This window comes from Variovorax sp. FW301-JW7 (assembly GCF_058788795.1).
In genome coordinates this window covers 600,369-626,180 of record NZ_JBYTBC010000003.1, presented here as the reverse complement: position 1 = coordinate 626,180, position 25,812 = coordinate 600,369, and the positions used below count along the sequence as shown (strand labels likewise).

Genomic DNA, 25,812 nt, shown 5'->3' with positions numbered 1-25,812 from the left:
TGTTCCAATGCTCTCCGGAGCCGGGCTTGGTACATCGCTTGACGGGCGTGATCATCTCGCGTCAGATGAACCCGAAGTCCTGCTGCCCTCGCCCACCTGAACCCTGGTTCAGGATGCGGGTCCGGCACACCATCTGCAGACACCTTTTCCCGCCACGGCCCCCTGCTTCACCGCACGGGGCCGTTGCTTTTTCAGCCGCTCTTTTTCCCCACACCCCGTGAACTTCACCGCCCTGCTCGACCCGCTCCTGATCGCCGAACTCGCCGCGCTCGGCCTGGGCACCGGTTTCCTCGCGGGCCTCCTGGGCATCGGCGGCGGCATGCTGATGGTGCCGTTCATCACGATCATCATGGGCCAGCGCGGCGTGCCGGCCGACCTGGCGGTGAAGATGGCGATCGCGACCTCGATGGCGACGATCATCTTCACGTCGGTGTCCAGCGTGCGCGCGCACCACAAGCGTGGCGCGGTGCGCTGGGACATCGTGCAGCGCCTGGCCCCCGGCATCGTCATCGGCAGCCTCGCGGGCAGCCTGGGCGTGTTCGCGCTGCTCAAGGGCACGGCGCTGGCCATCTTCTTCGCGCTGTTCGTGGGCTTCTCGGCCACGCAGATGTTCCTCGACAAGAAGCCCAAGCCCACGCGCCAGATGCCGGGCACCGGCGGCCAGCTCGCCGCGGGCGGCACCATCGGCTTCATCTCGGGCCTGGTGGGCGCGGGCGGTGGCTTCATCAGCGTGCCGTTCATGACGTGGTGCAACGTCGCGATCCACAACGCGGTGGCGACCAGCGCGGCGCTGGGCTTTCCCATTGCGGTGGCCAACGTGCTGGGCTATGTGCTCAGCGGCCAGTCGGTGCAGGGCCTGCCGGCCGGCGCCTTCGGCTACATCTGGCTGCCCGCGCTCGTGGTGATCGCGGCCTGCAGCGTGTTCACCGCGCCGCTGGGCGCCAGGGCCGCGCACAGCCTGCCGGTGAAAAAGCTCAAGCGCGTGTTCGCGAGCATCCTGTACCTGCTGGCCGCCTACATGCTCTGGAAGGGCCTGCGGGGCTGAGGCATATCAAACACTCGCTGGCTTTCCTGTGCCATCCTATGTGGCAGTTCTTCACAGTCGTACAAGGAAAGCCATGAAAATCCTCATCGCAGTCGACGGCAGCGCCTACACGCAAAAAGCCCTCAACTACCTGCTCGCCAACCGCGCCATGTTCGTGGACGGCCATGAGCTGGTGGTGGTGAATGTCTGCACCGGCATCTCCGGCCACGTGGCACGACACCTCAGCAAGGAAATCGTCGCTGACTACTACGCCGAGGAAAACGCCAAGGTGCTCGACCCGGTGAAGGCCTGGTTTGCCGAAAAAGGCGTGACCAACTTCACCGCCGATGCGCGCCATGGCCACGCGGCCGAAGAAATCCTCAAGTCGGCCACCGAGTCGAAGGCCGAGCTGATCGTGCTGGGCACGCACGGCCACGGCATCCTGGGCCGCGCGCTGATGGGCTCGGTCGCGACCAAGGTCGTGGCCGAGACCGACATCTCGGTGCTGCTGGTCCAGTAAGAAGACCCGGTCACCCCCGGCGACGGCCGATGCGCCGTGGCCGCGGTCATTGCGGCGAGCGCTGCTGCCGCCATTCGCGCGGCGAACACCCGAAGCGCTCGCGAAACGCGCGGCTGAAATGCGCCGCGTCGTTGAACCCCCTCCCGTACGCGATCTCTCCCACGGGCCGCCCTGCCAGGCGCGGCTCCAGCAGGTCGCGGCTGCATGCGTCGAGCCGGCGCTCCCAGATGTACTGCGAGGGCGTCAGCGGCTCGCTCTTGAACACGCGGTGGATGTGGCTCACCGACATGCCCAGCTGCGCCGCCAGCGTGCCCACCGACAGCGTCGGATCGGCCAGCTGCTCGTCGATGCGCTGCTTCACGCGCCCCAGGTGGTACGCCGTGAGCTTGCTGAGCGCCGGTGCGTGCGCCGCAGGCAGCGTCTGCAGGCCGGCCACGAGGATGTTCTGCACGCCATGGGCCACCGCCAGCGCCGAGGCCGGCTGCAGCGCGTCGAAGTCCTCGCGCAGCGTGCGGATCATGCCCAGCAGCAGGTGCCCCGCGCCCTCGCGCCCTGACACCGTGGTGGCCGTGAGCGCCTCGGTGTCGCGCAGTTCGCTGCGCAGCCGCTCGCCGGGCAGCTTGAGCACGATCTGTTCGAAGGGCCGGTCGAACAACAGCTGGTAGGGCCGCGTGCTGTCGTACAGCGCGAAGTCGCCGGCGCCGAGCACGGCGTCGCGCCCGTCCTGGCGCACCACGCCCTGCCCGCGCGCCTGGATGCTCACGAGAAAACAGTCGTCGCTCGACGCCGCGATGTGGCCCGGCGTGCGCATCACCTTCTGCGCCCGCGAGGTCACGACCGACATGCCGAGGCCGGGCAGTGCGTGCTGGCGGATGCTGCCCTCGAAGTCGCCGCCCTCGCCGGTGCGCACCGCGTCGCATTCGAGCTGCACGTAGACGTTGCAGATCATGTCGGTCCAGTACGCGAGCCGTTGGTCGCGCGGGACGGCATCGGTGCTGAGCAAGGGGGTCATCGGGGTCCTCGGAAGGCCTTCGCAAGGCACATGCAACGCTGGAACAAGAACGCCGCCAATCCGGGTCAAGGCGTTCCGGCGGCGCGAATTTACGCTTCATGCAACCCGCATGCCACCGCGCAAACCCGGTGCGCACAGCGGGGATTTCGTTACGTTCATTGCCCCCTGGAGAACACCCCATGCCGACCACCGTCCACCCCCAACTCCGCGTCGCCGCCGTGCAGGCCGCGCCCGTGTTCCTCGACCTAGACGCCACCATCGACAAGACCATCGACCTCATGGCGCAGGCCGCGAAACAGGGCGTGCAGCTCATCGCCTTTCCCGAGACCTGGGTGCCGGGCTACCCGTGGTGGGTCTGGCTCGATTCGCCGGCCTGGGGCATGCAGTTCGTGCAGCGCTACCACGACAACTCGCTGGTCATCGGCTCGCCCGAGTTCGAACGCCTGCAGGCGGCGGCGCGCCAGCACAAGATCTGGCTCTCGCTCGGCTACAGCGAGAAAGCGGCGGGCAGCCTGTACATCGCGCAGGCGCTGATCGACGACCAGGGCCGCACCGTGCAGACGCGCCGCAAGCTCAAGCCCACGCACGTGGAACGCACCGTGTTCGGCGAAGGCGACGGCGCCGACCTGCACGTGGTCCAGACGCCGCTGGGCAACATCGGCTCGCTGTGCTGCTGGGAACACCTGCAGCCGCTGAGCAAGTACGCGATGTACGCACAGAACGAGCAGATCCACTGCGGTGCATGGCCGAGCTTTTCGCTCTACCGCGGCGCGGCCTACGCGCTGGGCCATGAGGTCAACAACGCCGCGAGCCAGGTGTATGCGGTCGAGGGCGGCTGCTTCGTCATCGCGCCCTGCGCCACGGTGTCGAAGGCCATGAGCGAGCTGATGTGCACCGACGACGGCAAGCGGCAGATGCTGGGCGTCGGCGGCGGGCATGCGCGCATCTACGGCCCGGACGGTTCGCCACTGGGCACGCCGCTGGCCGAAGACGCCGAAGGCCTGGTGGTCGCCGACATCGACCTCGGCATGATCGCGCTCGCCAAGGCGGCGGCCGATCCGAGCGGTCACTATGCGCGGCCCGACGTCACACAGCTGCTGCTGAACAAGACGCGGCGCGCGCCCGTGGTGGTGCAGCTCACGCCGGAGCCCGAGGGCAGCATGCCCGAGCCGGTGCTGGAGTGAACCGGTGGGGATTGCCTTAGGATGCCCGGCCCAACCCAAGGCCGCAAGGCAAGGACCCCGACCATGTGGAGCGATCTCGAAAGCCTCGTCGAAGCCTCGATGCAGGAATGGCAAGTGCCCGGCCTTGCGCTGGCGGTGATACAGGACGGCGAGGTGGCGCTGCTCAAGGGCTACGGCGTGCGCGACACCGACACCGGCCTGTCCGTGACCCCCGACACGCAGTTCCTGCTGTGCTCGATCACCAAGTCGTTCACCGCGGCCGGGCTCGGCCTGCTGGTCGACGAACGCAAGCTCGACTGGGACCGGCCGGTGCGCGAGGTGATTCCCGAATTCCGCCTGCACGATCCGGTGGCGACCGGGCGGCTCACGGTGCGCGACCTGCTGTGCCACCACAGCGGCCTCCCGCGCCACGACTGGATCCACATGCCCGGCGACCTGAGCAACGCGCAGATGCTGGCCGCGCTCAGGCACCTCGCGCCGAACAAGGACCTGCGCGACACCTTCCAGTACTCGAACCTCGGCTACCTCGTGGCGGGCATGATCACCGAGCGCATCAGCGGCCAGCGCTACGAAGACTTCACGACCGAACGCCTGATGAAGCCGCTGGGCATGCAGCACTTCGGCTTTTCCATCGAGGCGCTCGGCGCCGCCGACAACGGGGCCCGCCCGCATGCGATCGACGGCGACGAGCGCCACCGTTCGCCGCTGTCGCCCATCCGTGCCACGCCGGCCGGCGGCATCAACGCCTCGGTGGCCGACCTGGCGAAGTGGGCGCGCTTCCTGCTCGACGGCAAGGCGGACGGCCGCCAGCTGCTTTCGCCGCAGGCGCTGCGCGAGATGACGACGCCGCGCGTGCACATGGGCCGCTCCGAACACGCCGAGATCGGCGATTCGCACTACGGGCTCGGTCTCTTCTGCGAGCAGTACCGCGGCGATCGCACGATCGCGCATTCGGGCTCGTGGACCGGCTGGAGCACGCTCATGACGCTGCTGCCCGAACGCCGCGCAGGCGTCGTGGTGCTGACCAACCGCACGCCGGGCGGCGCCACGCCCATCCTCACCTTCGCGGCGCTCGACCGGCTCAGCGGCCGTGACCCCATCGACTGGTTCGGCCGGCTCGCCCCCAAGCGCAAGCAGGCCGTCGAGCAGCAGAAGCTCGACAAGAAGGCCAGCGCGGACGTTCGCCACAGCGACACCCGGCCGAGCCACCCGCTCGAAGACTACGTTGGCGACTATGAGCACCCGGCGTATGGACGCATCCACATCGAACAGCGCGCGGACGGGCTTGCGTGGCGCTGGCGCGGCACCGAGGACCTGCTCCAGCACCGCCACTACGACGTCTTCGTCACCCCCGACCGGCCGACGATCATGCATCCGAGCGACCGCACCCTCACCTTTCGCTATGACCGGCAGGGCCACATCGACCGCGTCGAAGTGCCCCTCGAGCAGATGGTGGACGACATCGTGTTCCGCCGCGTCGCGGCCGGCGAGGTGCTCGACCCCGCATTCCGCCGGCTGTGCGCCGGCGACTACCTGCATGCGGGGCGCGTGATCGAGATCCGGCTCGACGCCGGCGACCAGCTCAGCATGACGATCCCGGGCCAGCCGACCTACCGGCTGCTGCCGGCCGGCGGGCGCCGTTTTCATGTCGAAACGCTCGACGGCTTCGGCGTGGAGTTCCGCCGGCCTTCACCGGAGGCGGTGGACGCGCTGGTCTTTCACGAGCCGCGCATCACGGCCCTCGCGCCGAGGATCGCGAAGACCTAGGCGAACAGCCCCTTGTGCTCCGCACGCAGCAACGCCTTCTGCACCTTGCCCATCGTGTTGCGCGGCAGTTCCGGCACGACGAAGCAGCGCTTCGGGATCTTGAAGTTCGCCAGCTTGGCCTTGAGCTCGGCCACGATGGCGTCGGCGTCGATCGTGGCGCCGCCCTTGGGGATCACGATGGCCACGCCCACCTCGCCGAAGTCGGGGTGCGGCACGCCGATGACGGCGCTTTCGGCCACGCCGGCCATCTCGTTGATGTAGCCCTCGATCTCGGCCGGGTAGACGTTGTAGCCGCCGCTGATGATCAAATCTTTGCTGCGCCCGACGATGGTGATGTAGCCGCGCGCATCGATCTTGCCCACGTCGCCGGTCTTGAAGAAACCGTCGGCGGTGAACTCTTCCTTCGTCTTCTCGGGCATGCGCCAGTAGCCGGCGAACACGTTGGGGCCCTTGACCTGGATGCCGCCGATTTCGTCGACCGGCAGGTCCTTGCCCTCGTCGTCGCGCACGCGCAGCTGCACGCCGGGCAATGCGAAGCCCACGGTGCCGCCACGGCGCTCGCCCTTCTTGGCGTCATACGGGTTGGACGTGAGCATGGCGGTCTCGCTCATGCCGTAGCGTTCCAGGATGGTGTGGCCGGTGCGCTCGCGCCATTCGTCGAAGGTCTCGATGAGCAGCGGCGCCGAGCCCGCGACGAACAGGCGCATGGTGCGCACCGCCTCGCGCGTGAGGCCCGGCTCCGCCAGCAGGCGCACGTAGAGCGTGGGCACGCCCATGAACACGGTGGCCTCGGGCAGCTTGGCGACGATGCGCTTGGGGTCGAACTTCGAGAACCACAGGATCTTGCTGCCATTGAGCAGCGCACCGTGCAGCGCCACGAACAGGCCGTGCACGTGGAAGATCGGCAACGCGTGAATCAGCACGTCGCCCTTCGTCCAGCCCCAGTAGTCCTTGAGCACTTCGGCGTTCGACAGCAGGTTGCGGTGCGTGAGCATCGCGCCCTTGCTGCGGCCGGTGGTGCCGCTGGTGTACAGGATGGCGGCGAGGTCGTCGGGCTTCTTGATCGCCACGGTGTGCCGATCGCTGCAGCGCGCCGCCGCGTCGAGCAGCGTGCCGGTGCGGTCGTCGTCCAGCGTGAACACATGGCGCGTGCCGGCCGCTTCGGCGATGGGGCGCACCCAGGCCGCGTTGCGACCGGTGCACACGACCACGGCGGGCTCGGCGTTGCCGATGAAGTACTCGATCTCGGCGCTCTGGTAGGCCGTGTTGAGCGGCAGGAACACGTAGCCCGCGCGCAGGGTCGCGAGGTACAGCAGCATGGCTTCGACCGATTTCTCGACCTGCACGGCGACGCGCGCGCCCTTCTCGAGCTTCAGGCCGTCGAGCAGGTTGGCGATCATCGCGCTGGCGCGGTCGAGGTCGCGCCACGAATAGTGCAGGCCGTTGTCGGTCTCGACCGCGATGGCGTCGAGGTCGGCGGGAAAGGCGGCGCGCAAGGCGGCGAACAGGTTGGCGTTGGGGGAGGACTTCGTCTTCATCATCTTCGTCATCATCGAACGGCAGGCTCAGGAAGAGCGGAAATTCGGAGGGCGCTTGCCCAGGAAGGCATCGATGCCCTCGCGGTGCTCGGCGGTGTCGGCATAGTCGTACGCGGTGGCCAGCAGCTGCTGCGCCGCCTCGCCGCCGCGCTTGAGCGCAGTGAAGGTGGCCTTGTGCAGGCGCGCGGCCTGGGGCGACAGCGCCGCGATGCGCGCGGCATGCGCTTGCGCTGCACCCGGCACTTCGGCGTCGGGCAGCACGTGCAGCAGAAAGCCCGCGTCGTACAGCCGCTGCGCACCGTGCACGCCGGCGGCCAGCAGCATGTCGCGCGCCAGCACGTCGCCGATCGCGCCATGCACCAGCGCGGCTTCGCGCGGCGCCATCGGAAAGCCCAGCTTCGCGATGGGTGCGCCGAACTTCGCCGACGCACCGGCCAGGCGGATGTCGCAGCAACTCGCCATCTCGACGCCGGCGCCCATGCAGGCGCCTTCGATCTGCGCCACCAGCGGCAGCGGGCAGTCGAGCATCGCCTGCAGCGCGGCCCAGACTTCGTTCTCGTGGAATTCGCGCAGGCTCGCTTCCTCGAAACGGAACGAGGGGTACTCGGAGATGTCGCCGCCCGCGCAGAAGGCACCGCCCTCCCCGCGCACGACGACGCAGCGCAGGGCGGTGTCGCCGTGCAGGTCGTCGAACACCGCGCGCAGCGCGCGCCACATGGCGCGCGTCATCGCATTGAGACGCCCCGGGTTCGACAGCGTGACGAGCGCCACGGCGCCTTCGCGGCGCAGCGAAACCTGCCGATCGGTCATTCGAGCTTGGCGCCCGAGGCCTTCACGACGGCGGCCCAGCGCTTGATCTCGGCGTTGACGAAGCGGCCGTAGGCGGCGGTGGTGACGTTCGGGATCTCGGAGCCGTTCTGGGCCCAGATGGCCTTCAGCTCGTCGGTGCCCAGCGCCTTCTTCATCGTGTCGATGATCTGCGTCTGCGCTTCGGCCGGCGTGCCCTTGGGCGCCCACAGGCCATACCAGGTGGTGACGGTGTAGTCGGGCAGCCCGACCTCGGCGGCGCAGGGCACGTCGGGGAACGCGGGGTTGCGCTTGGCGCCGGCGACCATGAGCGCCTTGATGCGGCCGCCCTTGATGTGCTGCGCCGAAGAACCCAGGCCGTCGAACATCAGGTCGACGTTGCCCGCGATCAGGTCGGACAGCGCCGGGCCCGCGCCGCGGTACGGAATGTGGGTGATGAAGGTGCCGGTCTGCAGCTTGAACAGCTCGCCCGCGAGGTGGTGCGAGGTGCCCGAGCCGGCCGAGCCGTAGTTGAGCTTGCCGGGGTTGCGCTTGGCGGTGGCAATGAGCTCCTGGATGGTCGCGGCCTGCACCCGCTTCGGGTTGACCACCACCACCTGCGGCACGTTGGCCAGCAGCATCAGGGGCACGAAGTCTTTCTCGAGGTCGTAGTCGAGCTTGGGGTAGATCGACGGCGCGATCGCGTGGTGCACGGCGCCCATGAAGAGCGCGTAGCCGTCGGCCGGCAGCTTGGCCGCGATGCTCGCGCCCACGGTGCCGCCCGCGCCGCCGCGGTTGTCGATGACCAGCGTCTGGCCCGCCGCGCGGGAGAACTGGGCCGACAGCGGGCGCGCGAAGGCGTCGGTGCCTCCGCCGGCCGGGAACGGCACCACCATGGTCACCGGCTTGGTCGGCCAGCCTTGGGCGCGCGCACCGCCGCACAGGGCCACGGCCCCGGCTGCTGCGGCGACGCGCAGCACATCGCGTCGTTGAAAACTCTGTTGCTTCATCTGTCTCGTCTCCTGTCGTCGTCGTTGTAGATGTTGCCGCCCTCCGGCGGTCAAGGTGCGGGCCGCAGCGCTGCCGCGGCGAAGCGAACGGACTCAGCCTTTTTTGAGGAACAGGCCTTCGATGTCTCCCGAAACCGCGATCTTGCCTTCGGCCAGCCAGCCGCGATGCCGGTCCAGGCGCTTGAGGTCGTACAGGTAGTTGACCATGAGGCCGTACGACTGCTTGAGCCCCTTGGCCGACGGGTCGCCGGCCCAGTTGAGCCGTTCGACGCGCGCGCCGTTGCCCAGGTGGAAGCGCGCCACCGGGTCGGCCGGCGTGCCGTCGACCAGCGTGCGGCCCAGGTACTCGGCGGTGGCCTGCAGCAGCCATTGGCGCAGCGGCGATTTCGCGTCGAATTCTGTTGCTGCATCAACCGCGGCCAGCAGGCGCTCGGCCGTGGGCGGCACCGAGCCGACGAGGCGGCCGAGTTCGGCTTCGCGCTTCTCGTCCAGGCGCGGCAGCAGTTCGGCGGCGTTCTTGGCGAGCCACGCGCGCAGGCCCGGAATGGGCGACAGCGTGGCGAAGGTCTTCAGGCGCGGCAGCTCGTCCTGCAGGGTCTCGACCACGCGCTTGATGAGCGAGTCGCCGAAGCTCACGCCGCGCAAGCCGGTTTGCGTGTTGCTGATCGAATAGAAGATCGCGGTGGTCGCCTTGGCCGGCTGCACCGGCACGGCGGCCTCGTCGAGCAGCGGCATGATGCCTTCGCTGATGCGGTCGACCAGCGCCACCTCGACGAAGATGAGCGGCTCGTTCGGCAGGCGCGGATGGAAGAAGCCGTAGCAGCGGCGGTCGCTGTCATCGAGCCGGTTCTTCACGTCGGACCAGCTCTTGATGTCGTGCACCGCCTCGTAGCGGATGAGCTTCTCGATCAGCGAGGCCGGCGAGTTCCAGTCGATGCGGCGCAGCTCGAGAAAAGCCACGTCGAACCAGGTGGAAAACAGGTGCTCCAGCTCGGCCTCGAGCGCGAGCAGGCGCTTGTCGGACTTCAGGCACGGCAGCAGGTCGGCGCGCAGGTCGACCAAAAAGCGCATGCCGCCGGGCTCGACCGCGAAGCGCTGCAGCAGCCGCATGCGCGGCGACACCAGCGCGCGGCGCAGGCGCAGCTCGGCCTGCCCTTCGTCGGGCGTGCCGACGGCGCTCTGGTGCTGATCGCGCGCGCTCTTGAGCTTGCCCGCGTCGGCGGCGAAATGCTCGCTCATGAGCGCCCAGTAGTCGCGGCGCTCTTCGGGCGAGGCGCCGGCGTAGGCCTGCGCGATGGCATGGGCGCGGCGGCCGCCCTCGACCTCGCTCACGCGCGGATCGATCACGGCCTGCAGCTCGGCCAGCACGCGGCGCAGCGTGCGCGGCGACAGCGCCTCGTCGGCCTTGCGCAGCGTGGCCTGCAACCGCTCGGCGGTGGTGCGGGCGCTGGGCTTGGGCGTGTGGCGGGCCGGGCCTTTCGTGGCGCCGTTGCTCGCCACGGGAACCTTGGACGATTCGCCCATGCGCAGGCGCGCCTGGAACCACTCGGTCGCACTCATCGATCTGCTCCTGTGCCGTTGGCTGTGTCGGTGCTGATGCGTGTCACGGCATCACCCGGGATTTCTGCTGTTGCATGACTTCGCGCAGCGCCTCGCGCTGGCGCGTCATGTGGGTGCGCATGGCGGCGTCGGCGCCTTCGCTGTCGCGCGCCTTGAGCGCCGCGAACACGGCCAGGTGCTCCGACAGGCTCTGGTCGAGCCGCCCCGGCGCGTGCAGCTGCTGCAGCCGCGCGAGCTTCAGGATCTTGCGCAAGTCGCCGATCACCTGGGCCAGCCACTTGTTGTCGGCGAGCTTGATGATCGCCTCGTGAATGATGTGGTTGGTGGCGTAGTAGTCGTTGATGCGCCGCGCCTTGGCGTGGCGCACCAGGCGCTCGTGCAGCGCGTCGAGCTCGTTCAGCTCGGCGTCGCTGGCGTTGCGCGCGGCCTCGTAGGCGCAGCGGCCTTCGAGCAGCGCGATGACCGGAAAGATTTCGTCGAGGTCGCGCTCGGTCACCTCGTTCACGAAGCAGCCGCGGCGCGGCTCGTGGCGCAGCAGGCCTTCGGCGGTGAGCACCTTCAGCGCCTCGCGCAGCGGCGTGCGCGAGATCGACAGCCGCTCGCACAGGGCCACCTCGTCCACGAAGCTGCCGGGCGACAGCGTGCCGTCGAAGATCTGCTCGCGCAGTGTGGCGGCGACTTCGTCGTGAAGGGAATTGGGGACCAGGCGCATGCGTGAAGGACTCGGAAAGTCGGCGGGCGTTTCGCGTAATTTCCTGTAATTACGCATAATTGTGAGTGCATGGTTAACGCAATGCAAGGGCCGCGCCCTGCCCTTGCGGCCCGGAATTACCCTGAGACCGACGAAAAAAAGCGGCGCCCACCCGAAGGTGCTGCGCCGCGTTGTGCGGGGGTCTGAAAGATCAGGCGCGCGCGGTGCTGCCGGTCTTGCCGGCGCGGCCGAACCAGATCCACAGCGCGATGCCGCCGATCACCATCGGCACGCTGAGCCACTGGCCCTGGCTCAGGCTGAGCGCGCGCAGGCCCAGGAAATCGTCGGGCTCGCGGAAGTACTCGGCCACGAAGCGCAGCACGCCATAGCCGATGAGGAACACGGCGGCCACCTGCCCCTGCTTGCGCTCCTTGCGCGCATAGAGCCACATCACGACGAACAGCAGCAGCCCTTCGAGCAGGAACTGGTAGACCTGCGACGGGTGGCGCGGCAGCATCGAACCGCTTTGCGGGAACACCATGCCCCACGGCAGCTCGGGGCTGCTGAAGCGGCCCCACAGCTCGCCGTTGATGAAGTTGCCCACGCGGCCCGCGGCCAGGCCGGTCGGCACGCAAGGCGCGACGAAGTCCATCACCTGCCAGAACGGCCGCGCACGCGAACGCGAGAACCACACCATGGCGCCGATCACGCCGAGCAGGCCGCCATGGAAGCTCATGCCGCCCTGCCACACGTACAGGATCTCGAGCGGGTGCGTGAGGTAGTACTCGGGCTTGTAGAACAGGCAGTAGCCGAGCCGGCCGCCGACGATCACGCCCATGACGCCCAGGAACAGGATGTCCTCGATGTCCTTGCGTTGCCACACGCCGGCCGTGGCCAGCGAGCGGAACGGCTCGTGGTGCAGGCGGCGCGTGCCCAGGAAATAAAACAGCGCGAAGGCCGCCAGGTAGGTCAGGCCGTACCAATGGATGGCCACCGGCCCCAGCTGCAAGGCGATGGGATTGATCTGCGGATACATGAGCATCCGACGATTGTGCCGTGGCGCAATGACGCCGCGGCCGCGGGGGCATTCAGGGCAATGTCAGCGCCCGAACTTCCACCACAGCACCCCCGCCACCAGGGCCGGCACCGCGAAGATGAACAGGAAGATCGGCAGCTCCTCGGCCACCGAGTACCCGGCCTTGAGCACGCCCACGGCCATGTTGATGCCCGCGCCGACGAACCACGCCGGAATGAACCACTTGGCCGCCGCGGCCAGCGCCATCGTCGAGCCGTCGCCCATGAAGCGGCCGGCCAGAAGAAACACCACCAGCAGCGCGAAGCCGCCTCCCATCACCATGACTGTGTGCATCTGCGTTGTCCTCCTGAGCGCATCTTGCCGGATATCGGCGCTTCAGCGCGTGGTGTAGCCACCGTTGGCGAAGATGGTCTGGCCCGTGATCCACCAGCCTTCGGTGACCAGGAAGCGCACGATGGGCGCGATGTCCTCGATGTCGGTGAGGCCCTTCTTCGAGTACTTGCTGAGCGCGGCGGCGCTGCTGTGGTACGCCACGGCCTCGGGGCTTTCCTGGCCGTAGAAGAACGGCGTGTCCATCGGGCCCGGGCCGATGGCGTTCACCGAGATGCCGCGGTCGCCGAACTCCTTGGAGGCCGCGCGCGTGTAGTGCTCCACCGCCGCCTTGGCCGCCGGGTAGATGGCATAGAACGGCGTGTAGGCCGCCAGCAGCGAGCTCACCAGCGTCACGATGCTGCCGCCGTCGGCCATGGTGCGGCCGGCCTGCTGGATGAAGAAGAAGGCCGCCTTGGCGTTGGCGTCGAAGCTCTTGTCGTAGTCGGCTTCGGTGATGTCCAGGATCGGCTTCTTGATCACCACGCCCGCCGTGTTGATCGCCAGGTCGACCTGGCCGAAGTGCTTCACGGCCTGGTCGAACAGCTTCACGTTGTTCTCGACCACCGCGAGGTCGCCCTGCACCAGCAACGTGTCGGCGCCCTTGGCCTTCAGCGCGGCGGCGGTCTGCTCGGCCTCGGCGCGCGAACCGTCGCTGTTGTAGTGGATGGCGATGCCGCGGGCGCCGCCGTCGACCAGCTGGTGGGCGATGAGGGCACCGAGGTTCTTGCCACCGCCGGCGATGACGGCGACCTTGTTCGTGAGCGTGCGTGCGGACATGGATGGATTCCTCTGAATGAGTGAAAGACCCGGGACGGGATGTGTGACGAGCCGCCAGTCTATTGATCGCCAAGTTGCAGATAAATCATTCATTCAAGGCTAGACTGTTCTGAAAACCACGAACAATCAGCCCCGCCGCCATGGACCGCATCGAACTCCTCCAGGTCTTCCTGCGCGTGGCCGAAACCGGCAGCTTCACGCGCGCCGCCGACCGGCTGGCGCTGCCGCGCGCCACCATCTCGACCGCCATCCAGCAGCTCGAGGCGCGCCTGGGCTCGCGCCTGCTGCACCGCACCACGCGCCGCGTCGGCCTCACGCCCGACGGCGAGGTGCTGCTCGAACGGGCGCGCGCTTTGGTGGCCGACATGGAAGACATGGAGCAGCAGTTCCAGCCCGCGCACAGCAGCGTGAGCGGCCGGCTCAAGGTCGACGTGCCCAGCCGCATCGCGCGGCTGCTGATCGCACCGGCGCTGCCGGACTTCTTTGCGCACCACCCGGCGGTCGAACTGGAACTCGGTTCCAGCGACCGCGCGGTCGACCTCGTGCTCGAAGGCGTGGACTGCGCCCTGCGCGTCGGCCCGCTCGCCAGCAGCAGCCTCGTGGCCCGGCCGCTGGGGCACTTCACGCTCATCAACTGCGCCAGCCCCGCCTACCTCGCGCGCCACGGCACGCCGCGCACGACGGCCGACCTGCCGCAGCACATGGCTCTTAACTACGCCTCGCCGACCAGTGGCCGCGCCGCGCCCTGGGAATGGCAGCTGCGCGACGGCGAGACCCAGACGCTGCGCCTGCGCAGCCAGGTGGCGGCGAACAACGCCGAGACCTACATCGCCTGCGCACTGGCGGGGCTGGGGCTGATCCAGATCCCGGCCTACGACGTGCGCGAGCACCTCGCGGCCGGCGAGCTGGTGGAAGTGCTGCCCGACGCACGCGCCGAGCCGCTGCCGGTGCATCTCGTCTACCCGCACCGACGCAATCTGTCGCGGCGGGTGCAGGCCTTCGCGGGCTGGCTCGACGCCCTGCTGGCGGCCTCGCTCGATGCGCCCTCACCCGCCGGCCGGGCGGCACGCAGCGCCTGAGCCTTACGCCGGCACGCGCCCCGCCCGCTCGCGCACGAAGGCCACGAAGCGTGCCAGCGCCGGGTGCGAGGCCTGCGCGGGCCACACGAGGCTGGTCTCGCACACCGGCAGCGTCACGCGCCGGCGCCCCACCCCCTTGAACTCGTGGACCTGCCGGTAGACCACGCCCGCGCGCCGGAACTGCATCACGCTGTGCGGCACCCAGGCCGCGCCGATGCCGCCCGACACGAGGTTGACGATGGTCTGCATCTGGATCGCCTCCTGCGCCACCTGCGGCGTGCGCCCGGCCGCGTGGTAGAGGTCGAAGATCGCGTCGTGCAGCGAGGGCACGATGCGGCGCGGAAAGATCACCAGCGGCTCGTCCAGCACCTCGGCCAGCGGCACGGGCCGCGCCTCGGCCAGCCGGTGCTGGGCGGGCAGCGCGAGCACCAGCGGCTCCACCTCGACCGGCAGGCAGGCCAGCCCCGGCGGCGCGGCGCCCGGCGAATGCAGCATCAGGCCGGCATCGATCTCGCCGCGCGCGAAGGCTTCGAGCTGCACGTCGCCGGTGGCCTCGACCAGTTCGAGCGCCACCTCGGGGCACAGCACGCGGAACTCGCGCACCCAGGCCGGCAGCTGTTCGAAGCCGACCGTCGAAACAAAGGCGATGCGCACGCGCCCCACCTGCCCTGCCGCCGCCGCACGCGCACGCGCCGGCAGCGCCTGGGCGCGCGCCAGCAGCTCGCGCACGTCGGGCAGCAGCGCTTCGCCGGCCGGCGTGAGCGCCACGCGCCTTCGGGTGCGATCGAACAGCACCACGCCCAGCGTCTTTTCGAGCTGGGCAATGGCCTGCGTGACCGGCGGCTGCGTCATGTGCAGGCGCAGGGCGGCGCGACCGAAGTGCAGTTCTTCGGCCACGGCCACGAACTGGCGCCAGGCGCGCAGGTCGATGAGGGCTTCATTCATACGCTGAGCATATCAATCCACGCTTCAAATTGGATTGGAACCAATCAATCAGAAGTCCGATACTTGGCGCTTCCCCTCACGATCTCCCCACGACAGAAGAGACACCATGGACACCAAGACCATCCAGATCAATCGCCGCAGCGCGAACATCACCGAAGGCAAGAGCCGCGCCCCCAACCGCTCGATGTTCTACGCCATGGGCTACGAGGAAGGCGACTTCAAGAAGCCGATGGTCGGCGTCGCCAACGGCCACAGCACCATCACGCCCTGCAACTCGGGCCTGCAGAAGCTGGCCGACGCGGCCATCGCGGGCATCGAGGAAGCCGGCGGCAACGCGCAGGTGTTCGGCACGCCCACCATCTCCGACGGCATGGCCATGGGCACCGAAGGCATGAAGTACTCGCTGGTGAGCCGCGAAGTCATCTCCGACTGCATCGAGACCTGCGTCGGTGGCCAGTGGATGGACGGCGTGCTGGTGGTCGGCGGCTGCGACAAGAACATGCCCGGCGGCCTCATGGGCATGCTGCGCGCCAACGTGCCCGCCATCTACGTGTACGGCGGCACCATCCTGCCGGGCCGCTACAAGGGCCAGGACCTGAACATCGTCAGCGTGTTCGAAGCCGTGGGCCAGAACGCCGCCGGCAACATGAGCGACGAAGACCTGCACGAGATCGAGAAGCGTGCCATTCCCGGCACCGGCTCGTGCGGCGGCATGTACACGGCCAACACCATGTCGAGCGCGTTCGAGGCGCTGGGCATCTCGCTGCCCTACTCGTCGACCATGGCGAACCCGCACGACGAAAAGGCCAACTCGGCCAAGGAATCGGCCAAGGTGCTGATCGAGGCGATCAAGAAGGACCTGAAGCCGCGCGACATCGTGACCAAGAAGGCCATCGAGAACGCCGTGGCGGTCATCATGGCCACCGGCGGTTCGACCAACGCGGTGCTGCACTTCCTGGCCATCGCGCACACGGCCGGTGTGGACTGGACCATCGACGACTTCGAGCGCATGCGCAAGAAGGTGCCCGTGATCTGCGACCTGAAGCCCTCGGGCAAGTACCTCGCGGTCGACCTGCACCAGGCCGGCGGCATTCCGCAAGTGATGAAGGTGCTGCTCAAGGCCGGCCTGCTGCACGGCGACTGCATCACCATCAGCGGTCAGACCATCGAAGAAGTGCTCAAGGACGTGCCCGACGTGCCGCGCGCCGACCAGGACGTGATCCGCCCCATCGACAAGCCGATGTACGACGAAGGCCACCTGGCCATCCTGAAGGGCAACCTGTCGCCCGAAGGCGCAGTCGCCAAGATCACCGGCCTGAAGAACCCGGTCATCACCGGCCCGGCGCGCGTGTTCGACGACGAGCAGTCGGCGCTGCAGGCCATCCTGGCCGGCAAGATCGTGGCCGGCGACGTGATGGTTCTGCGCTACCTCGGTCCCAAGGGCGGCCCGGGCATGCCGGAAATGCTGGCCCCCACGGGCGCACTGATCGGTGCCGGCCTGGGCGAAAGCGTCGGCCTCATCACCGACGGCCGCTTCTCGGGCGGCACCTGGGGCATGGTGGTCGGCCACGTCGCGCCCGAAGCGGCGGCCGGCGGCACCATCGCGTTCGTCAACGAAGGCGACTCGATCACCATCGACGCGCACAAGCTGGTGCTCGAACTGAACGTGCCCGAAGCCGAGCTGGCCAAGCGCCGCGAAGGCTGGACGCCGCCGGCCCCGCGCTACACGCGCGGCGTGCAGGCCAAGTTCGCGTTCAACGCCTCGAGCGCGAGCTCGGGCGCGGTGCTCGACAAGTTCTAAGACGGCATCAGCCCATCATCCACGCGCCGTAGCCGAAGGCGACAAAGCCTAGACCTACGATCGCGAAGATGGCCCGGGCTTCGAAATCCATCGCCGGGGGAAAGCTCTGCACGACGAAGTGCAGCAGCGCCCCCGCGCCGATGGTGAGAAAACCCGCACCGAACTGCTTCATCGCACTGTCGTCGGGATAGAGAAACACCAGCGCGAAGCCGGCCAGGAACACCACGTTCGCCAGCACCGTGCCGCGCGTGCGCCATTTCTTCTGCGTGGGCGTCGGTTCGCGCACCGGCGCCGGCCGGCCCCTGCGGCCTTCCTTGAGCGCCATGCCGGTGAAGAACAGGCCGAACATCGTCGGGAAGCCGCCGAAGAGGCCCAGCCCCCAGACGATGCCCCACATGTTCTGGAAGTCGGCCACCAGGGCCTGGGCCGGGTCGGCGGTGCTGTAGCGCACCTCGACCGCATCGCCCCACTCCTTGTCCGACAGGCTGCCGCCCAGGCCTTTAACGCGGCGCTTCTGCCCGTCGGCGGCGGTGTATTCGACGACAGGCGCGCGCGTGGTGGTGACGTAGCCCTTGCTGTCCTTGCTGCGCTCTTCCACGAACTCGACCAGGCTGCCCTGCGTGCTGACCGTGCCCGCGATCGACTGGTAGCGCTGCCAGCCCACCGTGACCGCGCCGTACAGGCCGGCGCAGCCGATCAGCAAGGCGCCGACGCCGGCGCCCCAGAAGAAGCTCTTGAAACGCCCGACCAGCGCGCCGACGGCCGGCCCGACCAGCAGCGACAGCCCGAAGACGAGCAAGGCGTGGGTGGCGGCTTCGTCGTCCATGGCGCGCGTCCTGTCGGCATGCGGCGCGGGTGACGAGGCCGCGGGGTCAGCGGCGCGGGCGCTGTTGCCCGTTGCTGGTGCGAAGGCCCATGTTGGTCTTATGGCGATCGATGCGCGCCTGCTTGCGCCGCTCTTCGCGCTCGATGACCTTGCGCTTGGTGTAGCCCGACGAATCGGCCCAGGCCCACCATGCCAGCGCCAGCGCGAACGGGCTCAGCACGATCCACCAGCTCCAGCCGGCGACCATGCCCACTTCGAAATATTTGAGGGCTATACCAAGCAGGCCCAAGAGCAGAAACCACATCGCGAATACCCTCCGAGTTGGTCGGTATCGCCGCCGGTGCGTGTGCACCGCGCTACCTACAATCGCGTTGATCGAATGTAACTCAGCCCTTACGAAAACAGCCCCATGAAAAGAACGATGTTGATGGCAGCCCTGGGCCTCGGTCTCGCGGCGCCCGCCTTTGCCGACCTGGCCCTTGCCACGTCGAAGAACTGCATGAGCTGCCACGCGGTCGAACGCAAGGTGCTCGGGCCGTCGTTCAAGGACATCGCGGCCAAGTACAAGGACGACAAGGGTGCGGCCAACACGCTGGCCACCAAGATCATCAAGGGCGGCTCGGGCGTGTGGGGCCCGGTGCCGATGCCGGCCAACAACCAGGTCAGCGAAGCCGATGCGAAGAAGCTCGCGGCCTGGGTGTTGTCGACGAAGTAATCAGAGAAACGAAGCGCGCGACACGCCCGGTCAGATGCTCGGGTTGATGTCGCTGGGCAGCGGGCGGCGCTCGATGCGGTCCTCGAGCTGCCCGATGTGCGCGGCCACCGTGTTGTCGGTCTGGTCCGAACGCAGCTTGACCGCGCTTTCCAGCTGATCCATGCGCGCCAGCAGCGCCGTGTGCCGGTCGGCGTTGTGCGACATGTGCTGCTTCTCCTGCGCTTCCAGGAAGTTGCGCAGCTCGGTGAAGCGCGAGGCCTCGGCCTTGTCGGCGAGGTCGCGCTGGGTCTGCATTTCCTTCGTGTGGCGCTTGGTCTCCAGCAGCACCGAGCTGTGCAGGTACAGCACGTACACGAGGAAGAAGGCCGCGAGCACGGCCGTGAGCCCCAGCATGATCAGCCCCAGCGGCGCCGACACGCTCATGAAGCCGAGCCACACGTCAGTGGGTGCGGACAACGTGCCCCAGTTCAGCGCGGCAAGCCCCGCGATGAGCAGCACGATGACAAAAAGAAAAGCGGATCTCACGCCCATGTGGCGCCTCCTTGCAAACAACCGATCACGATGACAAAGACCGCGCGCCTGTCATGGCACGCGGTGACGACATCGGTTTTACCTCAGCCAGGAGGCCGCTTTGGTGCACATGGCCGCACAAACGGCCATGTCCTACACCTCTGTACAGCGCGTTCGTGACAACTGTTCCGGATTGGCCGGATTCGGCCAACCCAGGGTTCAGTTCGTCTCGGACAACTGGTCGAGGATCGCCGGGTTCTCGAGCGTCGACGTGTCCTGCGTGATCGCCTCGCCCTTGGCAATGCTGCGCAGCAGGCGCCGCATGATCTTGCCGCTGCGCGTCTTGGGCAGGTTGTCGCCGAAGCGGATGTCCTTGGGCTTGGCGATGGGGCCGATTTCCTTGGCGACCCAGGCACGCAGCTCATTCGCGATCTGCTTGGCTTCTTCGCCGGTCGGGCGCGCGCGCTTGAGCACGACGAAGGCGCACACGGCCTCGCCCGTCACGTCGTCGGGACGCCCCACCACCGCGGCTTCGGCCACGAGGTCGGTCTTGGACACCAGCGCCGATTCGATCTCCATCGTGCCCAGGCGGTGGCCCGACACGTTGAGCACGTCGTCAATGCGGCCCGTGATGCGGAAGTAGCCGCGGTCGGCACTGCGCACCGCGCCGTCGCCGGCGAGGTAAATCGTGCCGCCCATCTCTTCGGGGAAGTAGCTCTTCTTGAAGCGCTCGGGGTCGTTCCAGATCGTGCGGATCATCGAGGGCCAGGGTCGCTTGATGACCAGCATGCCGCCCGCGCCGTTGGGCAGGTCCTTGCCCGTCTCGTCGACGATGGCGGCCATGATGCCTGGCAGCGGCAAGGTGCACGAGCCCGGCACCAGCGGCGTGGCGCCCGGCAGCGGCGTGATGACGTGGCCGCCCGTTTCGGTCTGCCAGAAGGTGTCGACGATCGGGCAGCGCTCGCCGCCGATGTTCCGGTGGTACCACATCCACGCTTCGGGATTGATCGGCTCGCCGACCGAGCCGAGGATGCGCAGGCTGGTCAGGTCCCAGTTCTTCGGGTGCACCTTCTCGTCGCCTTCGGCCGCCTTGATGAGCGAGCGGATGGCGGTGGGCGCGGTATAGAAGATCGAGACCTTGTGCTTCTGGATCATTTCCCAGAAGCGGCCCGCATGCGGGAAGGTGGGGATGCCTTCGAACACGACCTGCGTGGCGCCGGCCGCGAGTGGGCCGTAGGCAACGTAGGTGTGGCCGGTGATCCAGCCGATGTCGGCGGTGCACCAGAACAGGTCTTCGGGGCGGATGTCGAAGGTCCAGTCCATCGTGAGCTTGGCCCACAGCAGGTAGCCGCCGGTGGCGTGCTGCACGCCCTTGGGCTTGCCGGTGGAGCCCGAGGTGTAGAGGATGAACAGCGGGTGCTCGGCATTGACCGGCACGGGCGCGCACTCGGTGCTCTGCCCGGCCAGCGCTTCGGTGAAGGTCTTGTCGCGGCCCTCGACGCGGTTCCACGCGCTGGACGTGCGCTCGTACACGAGCACGGTCTTGAGCGTGTCGCAGCCGCCCAGCGCGATGCCGTCGTCCACGATGGCTTTGAGCGGCAGTTCCTTGCCGCCGCGCAGCTGGTAGTTGGCGGTGATGACGGCCACGGCGCCCGCGTCGATGATGCGTTCCTGCAGCGCCTTGGCCGAGAAGCCGCCGAACACCACGCTGTGGGTGGCGCCGATGCGCGCGCAGGCCTGCATGGCGACCACGCCTTCGATGGTCATCGGCATGTAGATGATGACGCGATCGCCCTTTTTAATGCCCTGCGCTTTCAGCGCGTTGGCGAACTGGCTCACGCGGGCCAGCAGTTCCTTGTAGGTGACGCGGGTAACGGTGCCGTCGTCGGCTTCGAAGACGATAGCGGTCTTGTTCTCGACCGGAGTGCCGATGTGCTTGTCCAGGCAGTTGGCGCTGGCGTTGAGTTCACCGTCGCCGAACCATTCGTAGAACGGCGCCTTCGATTCGTCCAGGGTGCGGGTGAAGGGCTTCGTCCACTGCAGGTTGTCCTTGGCCAGCCGGGTCCAGAAGCCTTCGAAGTCCTGTTCGGCTTCCTTGCACAGCGCCTCGTAGGCGGCCATGCCGGCAATGCGGGCGCCTTCGGTGGCGCGGGCGTCGGGCGGGAACACTCGGTTCTCGACCAGGACGGATTCAATGTTCTTCGATGCGCTGCTCATGCTCTTGTCTCCTGATTGAATGCGGCCGTAATGTCGGGGCACGCACTTACGGGCCACTGACGGGGTCGATGTTAGTTCGCAGGGTTATCACGAGTGCGTCACTGGGAGACCTCTAGAATCGCCCGACTTTTTACACCTGTCTTCTTACTCCCCATGTCCGCCCCCGATCCTTTCGACGCCCGGAACGCGCCCGTACCAGCGCGCAGTTCCCCGCTGAAGCCCCTGCCCCGGCTCATCTTCGCGAGCCGCTGGCTGCAGCTGCCGCTGTACCTGGGGCTGATCGTGGCGCAGGGTGTGTACGTGGTGCACTTCCTGGTCGAGCTGCTGCACCTGGTCAAAGCCGCCTTCGGCAACAAGGACGCGCTGCAGGCCCTGATCTCGAGCATCGGCTACAAGACCACCGCCCCCGTCGGCTCGCTCAACGAGACGGTGATCATGCTGGTGGTGCTGGCGCTGATCGACGTGGTGATGATCTCCAACCTGCTGATCATGGTGATCGTGGGCGGCTACGAGACCTTCGTGAGCCGCATGGACCTCGAAGGCCACCAGGACCAGCCCGAGTGGCTGAGCCACGTGAACGCCTCGGTGCTCAAGGTGAAGCTGGCCACCGCCATCATCGGCATCAGCTCGATCCACCTGCTCAAGACCTTCATCAACGCGGACAACTACACCGACAAGGTGCTGATCGCGCAGACCGTGATCCACATCGCGTTCCTGTTCTCGGCCATGGCCATCGCCTACACCGACAAGCTGATGAACGAGGCGGCCGCCGCCAACGCCCACCACTGAGGGCCGGTTAGGCCACATCCCAGGCCGGCACTTCGGTGAAGCGCTCGGCCAGGAAATCGAGCAAGGTGCGCAGCGCAGACGGCATGTGCTTGCGCGAGGCGTACACCGCATACACCCCCAGCACCTGCGGCTCGTGATCGGGAAAGAGCGACACCAGCTCGCCCGATTGCAGCAACCCCGACGTCAGATAGGTGGGCAGCATCGCGATGCCCGCCCCGGCCCGCGCCAGCGCCATCAGGCTGGCCGCGTCGTTGGTCGAGAGGTTGCCGGCCACGGCCACCGAGACCGGCAGGCCGTCGGCCTTGCGCGTGAAGTTCCACAGGCTGCGGCCGAAATACGAATGCGTGAGGCAGTTGCGCTGCGCCAGCTCTTCCACGCGCTGCGGCTGGCCGTGTGCCTTCAGGTAATCGGGCGTTGCGCAGACCACCGAACGGCACACCGAGAGCCGGCGCGCGATGAGGTTCGGATCGATCTCGGACGACACGCGGATGGCGAGGTCGATGCGCTCGTCCACCAGGTTCACCGCGCGATCGAGCAGCACCAGGTCCACCGCCACGCCCGGATAACGCCGCACGTAGTCGGCCACCGCGCCGGCCAGCTGCGCCTGCGCGAACGAGGTGCTGGCGGTGATGCGCAGCTGCCCGCTCGGCGCCTCGGCCGGATGGCGCACCGCCGCCTGCATGTCGCCCGCAAGCTCCAGCACCTGGCGGCAGCGCGGCAGCAGCTCTTCGCCCGCCGCCGTGAGGCTCAGGCGTCGCGTCGTGCGGTGCAGCAGGCGTGCGCCGGTCCATTGCTCCAGTTCGGCCACGTAGCGCGTGACCACCGGGCGCGACAGGTCGAGCTTGTCGGCCGCGGCCGAGAGGCTGCCCGCGTCCACCACGGTCACGAACACCCGCATTGCGTTCAATCGGTCCATTCGAACGATTTTAGGAATAAAGAAGCGCGGAATTCGAGGTATTTCTTTCGAAACCAGAAACCTAAGATGCGGTTCATCCCCTTCCCAACTTTTGACTGGAGTCCCTCATGAGCCACATCGCCATCCTCGGCGCCACCGGACGTGCCGGCGGCCGCCTTCTCGAAGAAGCGCTGCGCCGCGGCCACACCGTGACGGCCATCGCCCGCCATGCCAGCGCGAAGCTGGCCGGCCGTGCCAACGTCAAGACCGTCGATGTCGACGCGCTCGACGCCGCCGCCCTCGAAAAGGCCGTGGCCGGCCATGACGCCGTGTTCAGCGCGGCGCACTTCGCCACCGTGCCGCCCGCGGCCGTCATCGGGCCCGTGAAGCGCGCGGGCGTGAAGCGCCTGCTGGTGGTCGGCGGCGCCGGCAGCCTGTTCGCGGCGCCCGGCCTGAAGGTGATCGACACGCCGAACTTCCCCGATGCCTACCGCGCCGAAGCCACGGCCGGCGGCGTGTTCCTGGACGCACTGCGCAGCGAGAAGGACCTCGACTGGACCTTCCTGTCGCCCTCCGCCGAATTCGTCGAGGGCGAGCGCACCGGCAAGTTCCGCCTCGGCAAGGACGACCTGCTGGTGAGCGCCGAAGGCCGCAGCTGGATCACGTTCGAGGACTACGCGATCGCGTTCATCGACGAACTCGAGAAGCCCGCACACTCGCGCCAGCGCTACACGATCGGCTACTGATCGACCGGCCGGCAACGAAAAAGGACCCTCGCGGGTCCTTTTTTCCATTGGGGGTTGCGGAGCGGATCAGCGACCGGTCATGTTCTCCGGCACCACCCACGCATCGAACTGCTCGGCCGTGAGATGCCCCGACGCAATCGCCGCCTCGCGCAGGCTCGTGCCTTCCTTGTGCGCCTTCTTCGCAATGTAGGCCGACTTGTCGTAGCCGATGTGCGTGTTCAGCGCCGTCACCAGCATCAGCGAGCGCTGCACCAGCTCCGTGATGCGCTCGCGGTTCGGCTCGATGCCCACGGCGCAGTGGTCGTTGAAGCTCACCATGCCATCGGCCAGCAGGCGCGCGCTCTGCAGGAAGTTGTGCGCCACCATCGGGCGGAACACGTTCAGTTCGAAGTTGCCCGACGCGCCGCCGATGTTGATGGCGACATCGTTGCCGAACACCTGCGCGGCCAGCATCGTCACGGCCTCGCTCTGGGTCGGGTTGACCTTGCCCGGCATGATCGACGAGCCCGGCTCGTTCTCGGGAATGCTCAGTTCGCCGATGCCGCTGCGCGGGCCGCTCGCGAGCCAGCGCACGTCGTTGGCGATCTTGTTCATGCTGGCGGCGAGCGTCTTCAGCGCGCCGTGGGCATGCACCAGCGCGTCGACGCTGGCCATGGCTTCGAACTTGTTCGGCGCGGTCACGAACGGCAGGCTCGTGAGCTTCGCGAGTTCGGCCGCGACCTGCTCCGCATAGCCCTTGGGTGCGTTGAGGCCCGTACCGACGGCCGTGCCGCCCAGCGCCAGTTCGCACAGGTGCGGCAGCGCGGCGCGCACGTGCGCCTCGCCGTGCGCCAGCTGCGCCACGTAGCCCGAGAACTCCTGGCCCAGCGTGAGCGGCGTGGCGTCCTGCAGGTGGGTGCGGCCGATCTTCACGATGTCGGCGAAGTCTTCGGCCTTCTTCGCCAGCGTGCCGCGCAGCTTGGCGATGGCGGGCAGCAGCTTGTGCGTGATGGCCTCGACGGCCGCCACGTGCATGGCGGTGGGGAACACGTCATTGCTCGACTGGCTGCGGTTCACGTCGTCGTTCGGGTGCACCAGGCGCCCTTCCCCGCGCTCGCCGCCCAGCAGTTCGCTGGCGCGGTTGGCCAGCACCTCGTTGACGTTCATGTTGCTCTGCGTGCCCGAGCCGGTCTGCCAGACCACCAGCGGGAACTCGCCCGGGTGCTTGCCGGCAATGACCTCGTCGGCCGCGGCCACGATGGCGTGGGTCTTCTTCTCGTCCTGCAGGCCCAGCGCGTGGTTGACCACCGCCGATGCGCGCTTGACCTGGGCCAGTGCCTTGATGATCTCGCGCGGCTGTTGTTCGCCGGAGATGTCGAAGTTCTGCAGCGAGCGCTGCGTTTGCGCGCCCCACAGCTTGTCGGCTGGCACGTCGATCGGGCCGAAGGTGTCGCGCTCGGCACGGGTCTTGGGAGAAGTCGTCATGAGAAAAAGGCTCCGCAGTCTTGGATGGTTGCGCCGCTTATCGGGCGCGATGCCGAGTATGGTCTCGATAAGAATGGCTCGCATCTGAGGAGGCCTTTCGCCCGGGTCCCACAGACACGATACGCCTGCGGGTTGACTCGCGTCATGCCAAAAAGTTATAATTAGCGGCTTCCGACGACCAACAAGTCATGTTGGTCACCCTTGCACTACTCGCGGATCAGCGAATCCCGTCGCGGTGCAAGGCCCTTCACGCCGGGCCCAGCCCGGCAAACCGGCCGGATCTTTTTTCCGGCCCCATTGCCACGTCACGCTCATCCAGGCGGCGCCCCTCGACCAGGCCCGTTGTCTGCGAATGAAGCATCCGGCGGGCACTGGCTTCGTCGCCAAGTCGTCTTCAGTGCCTGTCGGCAGCCCTCGGGGCTCGCCGGGCCATTGCATGCGCATGCGCAATCTTCATGCGCGCTGTCGGGCAGCTCCCTCATCGGGCTGATGGCGTGGCCGTTGCCGCCCTTCGGGGCGGTGCTGTGTCCACCCTTCACTCAAGGAGC

General features: G+C 67.8%; 25 protein-coding genes. 9 read left to right on the top strand and 16 right to left on the bottom strand.

The annotated features are described in order from the left end of the window. The first annotated feature begins 217 nt into the window (after positions 1-217). Both AC3WQM_RS11345 and AC3WQM_RS11340 read left to right on the top strand, forming a co-directional pair. On the top strand, positions 218-1,045 hold the full coding sequence (locus tag AC3WQM_RS11345) for a sulfite exporter TauE/SafE family protein (protein ID WP_492678751.1): 828 nt from the start codon (positions 218-220) through the stop codon (positions 1,043-1,045). A gap of 73 nt (positions 1,046-1,118) precedes the next feature. Next, the gene (locus tag AC3WQM_RS11340; protein ID WP_492678749.1) at positions 1,119-1,544 is read left to right on the top strand and encodes a universal stress protein; all 426 of its coding nucleotides are present in this window, start codon (positions 1,119-1,121) and stop codon (positions 1,542-1,544) included. Between the two features lie 46 nt (positions 1,545-1,590). Here the strand turns inward: AC3WQM_RS11340 and AC3WQM_RS11335 are convergent, their stop codons facing one another. After that, positions 1,591-2,556, bottom strand: a complete 966-nt coding sequence (locus AC3WQM_RS11335) for an AraC-like ligand-binding domain-containing protein (protein ID WP_492678747.1) — start codon at positions 2,554-2,556, stop codon at positions 1,591-1,593. Between the two features lie 179 nt (positions 2,557-2,735). Between AC3WQM_RS11335 and AC3WQM_RS11330 the strand changes: the two genes are divergently transcribed. Together AC3WQM_RS11330 and AC3WQM_RS11325 are read left to right on the top strand one after the other, a co-directional pair. Then, entirely contained in the window at positions 2,736-3,740 is a 1,005-nt protein-coding gene (locus tag AC3WQM_RS11330) for a carbon-nitrogen hydrolase family protein (protein ID WP_492678745.1), read from the top strand. A 63-nt stretch (positions 3,741-3,803) separates the two neighbouring features. Continuing rightward, entirely contained in the window at positions 3,804-5,507 is a 1,704-nt protein-coding gene (locus AC3WQM_RS11325) for a serine hydrolase (RefSeq protein WP_492678743.1), read from the top strand. Here the strand turns inward: AC3WQM_RS11325 and AC3WQM_RS11320 are convergent. From AC3WQM_RS11320 to AC3WQM_RS11285, 8 genes are all read right to left on the bottom strand, one after another. Beyond that, positions 5,504-7,045: a malonate--CoA ligase gene (locus AC3WQM_RS11320; RefSeq protein ID WP_492678741.1), complete on the bottom strand. Its 1,542-nt coding sequence runs from the start codon at positions 7,043-7,045 to the stop codon at positions 5,504-5,506. The two genes, AC3WQM_RS11325 and AC3WQM_RS11320, sit on opposite strands and share 4 nt — an antisense overlap. 27 nt (positions 7,046-7,072) lie before the next feature. Beyond that, positions 7,073-7,855, bottom strand: coding sequence for an enoyl-CoA hydratase/isomerase family protein (locus AC3WQM_RS11315; protein WP_492678739.1), 783 nt, complete (start codon positions 7,853-7,855; stop codon positions 7,073-7,075). Beyond that, a complete protein-coding gene (locus AC3WQM_RS11310; protein ID WP_492678737.1) occupies positions 7,852-8,841 on the bottom strand; it encodes a Bug family tripartite tricarboxylate transporter substrate binding protein in 990 nt (329 codons plus the stop codon). Before AC3WQM_RS11310 ends, AC3WQM_RS11315 begins: the two co-directional genes overlap by 4 nt. Before the next feature lie 93 nt (positions 8,842-8,934). Continuing rightward, the gene (locus AC3WQM_RS11305; RefSeq protein ID WP_492678735.1) at positions 8,935-10,401 is read right to left on the bottom strand and encodes a malonyl-CoA decarboxylase; all 1,467 of its coding nucleotides are present in this window, start codon (positions 10,399-10,401) and stop codon (positions 8,935-8,937) included. Positions 10,402-10,444: 43 nt separating this feature from the next. Next, entirely contained in the window at positions 10,445-11,113 is a 669-nt protein-coding gene (locus tag AC3WQM_RS11300) for a GntR family transcriptional regulator (protein ID WP_062480546.1), read from the bottom strand. Between the two features lie 190 nt (positions 11,114-11,303). Continuing rightward, complete coding sequence (gene lgt / locus AC3WQM_RS11295; RefSeq protein WP_492678733.1) at positions 11,304-12,134, bottom strand: prolipoprotein diacylglyceryl transferase; 831 nt, start codon at positions 12,132-12,134, stop codon at positions 11,304-11,306. A gap of 57 nt (positions 12,135-12,191) precedes the next feature. Continuing rightward, complete coding sequence (locus AC3WQM_RS11290; RefSeq protein ID WP_492678731.1) at positions 12,192-12,461, bottom strand: hypothetical protein; 270 nt, start codon at positions 12,459-12,461, stop codon at positions 12,192-12,194. Positions 12,462-12,503: 42 nt separating this feature from the next. Next, a complete protein-coding gene (locus AC3WQM_RS11285) occupies positions 12,504-13,277 on the bottom strand; it encodes an SDR family oxidoreductase (RefSeq protein WP_390344244.1) in 774 nt (257 codons plus the stop codon). Positions 13,278-13,417: 140 nt separating this feature from the next. Between AC3WQM_RS11285 and AC3WQM_RS11280 the strand changes: the two genes are divergently transcribed. Beyond that, positions 13,418-14,356 carry a LysR family transcriptional regulator gene (locus tag AC3WQM_RS11280; protein WP_492678729.1) on the top strand — a complete coding sequence of 313 codons (939 nt, stop codon included), beginning with the start codon at positions 13,418-13,420 and terminating at the stop codon, positions 14,354-14,356. A gap of 3 nt (positions 14,357-14,359) precedes the next feature. Here the strand turns inward: AC3WQM_RS11280 and AC3WQM_RS11275 are convergent, their stop codons facing one another. Then, entirely contained in the window at positions 14,360-15,301 is a 942-nt protein-coding gene (locus tag AC3WQM_RS11275) for a LysR family transcriptional regulator (RefSeq protein WP_101492949.1), read from the bottom strand. A 106-nt stretch (positions 15,302-15,407) separates the two neighbouring features. Here AC3WQM_RS11275 and ilvD point away from each other — a divergent pair, with 106 nt between their 5' ends. Next, positions 15,408-17,102 (top strand): dihydroxy-acid dehydratase, encoded by a 1,695-nt coding sequence (gene ilvD, locus AC3WQM_RS11270; protein ID WP_492678727.1) that lies wholly within the window; start codon positions 15,408-15,410, stop codon positions 17,100-17,102. Positions 17,103-17,109: 7 nt separating this feature from the next. On the opposite strand, the gene AC3WQM_RS11265 is transcribed toward ilvD, so the two are convergent. Together AC3WQM_RS11265 and AC3WQM_RS11260 are read right to left on the bottom strand one after the other, a co-directional pair. Continuing rightward, positions 17,110-17,928: a DUF3592 domain-containing protein gene (locus tag AC3WQM_RS11265; RefSeq protein WP_492678725.1), complete on the bottom strand. Its 819-nt coding sequence runs from the start codon at positions 17,926-17,928 to the stop codon at positions 17,110-17,112. 46 nt (positions 17,929-17,974) lie between these two features. Continuing rightward, a complete protein-coding gene (locus AC3WQM_RS11260; RefSeq protein ID WP_492678723.1) occupies positions 17,975-18,232 on the bottom strand; it encodes a TIGR04438 family Trp-rich protein in 258 nt (85 codons plus the stop codon). Between the two features lie 105 nt (positions 18,233-18,337). Here AC3WQM_RS11260 and AC3WQM_RS11255 point away from each other — a divergent pair, with 105 nt between their 5' ends. Next, a complete protein-coding gene (locus AC3WQM_RS11255) occupies positions 18,338-18,643 on the top strand; it encodes a c-type cytochrome (protein ID WP_062482639.1) in 306 nt (101 codons plus the stop codon). 30 nt (positions 18,644-18,673) lie between these two features. Here the strand turns inward: AC3WQM_RS11255 and AC3WQM_RS11250 are convergent, their stop codons facing one another. Together AC3WQM_RS11250 and acs are read right to left on the bottom strand one after the other, a co-directional pair. Beyond that, on the bottom strand, positions 18,674-19,174 hold the full coding sequence (locus AC3WQM_RS11250) for a Signal transduction histidine kinase (RefSeq protein WP_070060479.1): 501 nt from the start codon (positions 19,172-19,174) through the stop codon (positions 18,674-18,676). A gap of 198 nt (positions 19,175-19,372) precedes the next feature. Then, a complete protein-coding gene (gene acs / locus AC3WQM_RS11245) occupies positions 19,373-21,370 on the bottom strand; it encodes an acetate--CoA ligase (protein ID WP_492678721.1) in 1,998 nt (665 codons plus the stop codon). Positions 21,371-21,523: 153 nt separating this feature from the next. Here acs and AC3WQM_RS11240 point away from each other — a divergent pair, with 153 nt between their 5' ends. Next, a complete protein-coding gene (locus AC3WQM_RS11240) occupies positions 21,524-22,159 on the top strand; it encodes a YqhA family protein (protein ID WP_492678719.1) in 636 nt (211 codons plus the stop codon). Positions 22,160-22,166: 7 nt separating this feature from the next. Here the strand turns inward: AC3WQM_RS11240 and AC3WQM_RS11235 are convergent, their stop codons facing one another. Next, entirely contained in the window at positions 22,167-23,075 is a 909-nt protein-coding gene (locus AC3WQM_RS11235) for a LysR family transcriptional regulator (protein WP_307693783.1), read from the bottom strand. A gap of 107 nt (positions 23,076-23,182) precedes the next feature. Between AC3WQM_RS11235 and AC3WQM_RS11230 the strand changes: the two genes are divergently transcribed. Further along, the gene (locus AC3WQM_RS11230) at positions 23,183-23,800 is read left to right on the top strand and encodes an NAD(P)-dependent oxidoreductase (RefSeq protein ID WP_492678717.1); all 618 of its coding nucleotides are present in this window, start codon (positions 23,183-23,185) and stop codon (positions 23,798-23,800) included. A 66-nt stretch (positions 23,801-23,866) separates the two neighbouring features. Here the strand turns inward: AC3WQM_RS11230 and fumC are convergent, their stop codons facing one another. Then, positions 23,867-25,264: a class II fumarate hydratase gene (fumC, locus tag AC3WQM_RS11225; protein WP_492678715.1), complete on the bottom strand. Its 1,398-nt coding sequence runs from the start codon at positions 25,262-25,264 to the stop codon at positions 23,867-23,869. Between the last annotated feature and the right edge of the window lie 548 nt (positions 25,265-25,812).

Bases quoted from the DNA above. Each gene is read 5' to 3' on its own strand.
- AC3WQM_RS11285 (WP_390344244.1), bottom strand. From the start codon at position 13,277: ATGTCCGCACGCACGCTCACGAACAAGGTCGCCGTCATCGCCGGCGGT.
- AC3WQM_RS11320 (WP_492678741.1), bottom strand. From the start codon at position 7,045: ATGAAGACGAAGTCCTCCCCCAACGCCAACCTGTTCGCCGCCTTGCGC.
- AC3WQM_RS11340 (WP_492678749.1), top strand. From the start codon at position 1,119: ATGAAAATCCTCATCGCAGTCGACGGCAGCGCCTACACGCAAAAAGCC.
- AC3WQM_RS11250 (WP_070060479.1), bottom strand. From the start codon at position 19,174: ATGGGCGTGAGATCCGCTTTTCTTTTTGTCATCGTGCTGCTCATCGCG.
- AC3WQM_RS11255 (WP_062482639.1), top strand. From the start codon at position 18,338: ATGAAAAGAACGATGTTGATGGCAGCCCTGGGCCTCGGTCTCGCGGCG.
- AC3WQM_RS11230 (WP_492678717.1), top strand. From the start codon at position 23,183: ATGAGCCACATCGCCATCCTCGGCGCCACCGGACGTGCCGGCGGCCGC.
- AC3WQM_RS11260 (WP_492678723.1), bottom strand. From the start codon at position 18,232: ATGTGGTTTCTGCTCTTGGGCCTGCTTGGTATAGCCCTCAAATATTTC.
- AC3WQM_RS11300 (WP_062480546.1), bottom strand. From the start codon at position 11,113: ATGCGCCTGGTCCCCAATTCCCTTCACGACGAAGTCGCCGCCACACTG.
- acs (WP_492678721.1), bottom strand. From the start codon at position 21,370: ATGAGCAGCGCATCGAAGAACATTGAATCCGTCCTGGTCGAGAACCGA.
- fumC (WP_492678715.1), bottom strand. From the start codon at position 25,264: ATGACGACTTCTCCCAAGACCCGTGCCGAGCGCGACACCTTCGGCCCG.
- AC3WQM_RS11310 (WP_492678737.1), bottom strand. From the start codon at position 8,841: ATGAAGCAACAGAGTTTTCAACGACGCGATGTGCTGCGCGTCGCCGCA.
- AC3WQM_RS11335 (WP_492678747.1), bottom strand. From the start codon at position 2,556: ATGACCCCCTTGCTCAGCACCGATGCCGTCCCGCGCGACCAACGGCTC.
- lgt (WP_492678733.1), bottom strand. From the start codon at position 12,134: ATGCTCATGTATCCGCAGATCAATCCCATCGCCTTGCAGCTGGGGCCG.
- AC3WQM_RS11325 (WP_492678743.1), top strand. From the start codon at position 3,804: ATGTGGAGCGATCTCGAAAGCCTCGTCGAAGCCTCGATGCAGGAATGG.
- AC3WQM_RS11305 (WP_492678735.1), bottom strand. From the start codon at position 10,401: ATGAGTGCGACCGAGTGGTTCCAGGCGCGCCTGCGCATGGGCGAATCG.
- AC3WQM_RS11280 (WP_492678729.1), top strand. From the start codon at position 13,418: ATGGACCGCATCGAACTCCTCCAGGTCTTCCTGCGCGTGGCCGAAACC.
- AC3WQM_RS11275 (WP_101492949.1), bottom strand. From the start codon at position 15,301: ATGAATGAAGCCCTCATCGACCTGCGCGCCTGGCGCCAGTTCGTGGCC.
- AC3WQM_RS11235 (WP_307693783.1), bottom strand. From the start codon at position 23,075: ATGGACCGATTGAACGCAATGCGGGTGTTCGTGACCGTGGTGGACGCG.
- ilvD (WP_492678727.1), top strand. From the start codon at position 15,408: ATGGACACCAAGACCATCCAGATCAATCGCCGCAGCGCGAACATCACC.
- AC3WQM_RS11315 (WP_492678739.1), bottom strand. From the start codon at position 7,855: ATGACCGATCGGCAGGTTTCGCTGCGCCGCGAAGGCGCCGTGGCGCTC.
- AC3WQM_RS11290 (WP_492678731.1), bottom strand. From the start codon at position 12,461: ATGCACACAGTCATGGTGATGGGAGGCGGCTTCGCGCTGCTGGTGGTG.
- AC3WQM_RS11265 (WP_492678725.1), bottom strand. From the start codon at position 17,928: ATGGACGACGAAGCCGCCACCCACGCCTTGCTCGTCTTCGGGCTGTCG.
- AC3WQM_RS11330 (WP_492678745.1), top strand. From the start codon at position 2,736: ATGCCGACCACCGTCCACCCCCAACTCCGCGTCGCCGCCGTGCAGGCC.
- AC3WQM_RS11240 (WP_492678719.1), top strand. From the start codon at position 21,524: ATGTCCGCCCCCGATCCTTTCGACGCCCGGAACGCGCCCGTACCAGCG.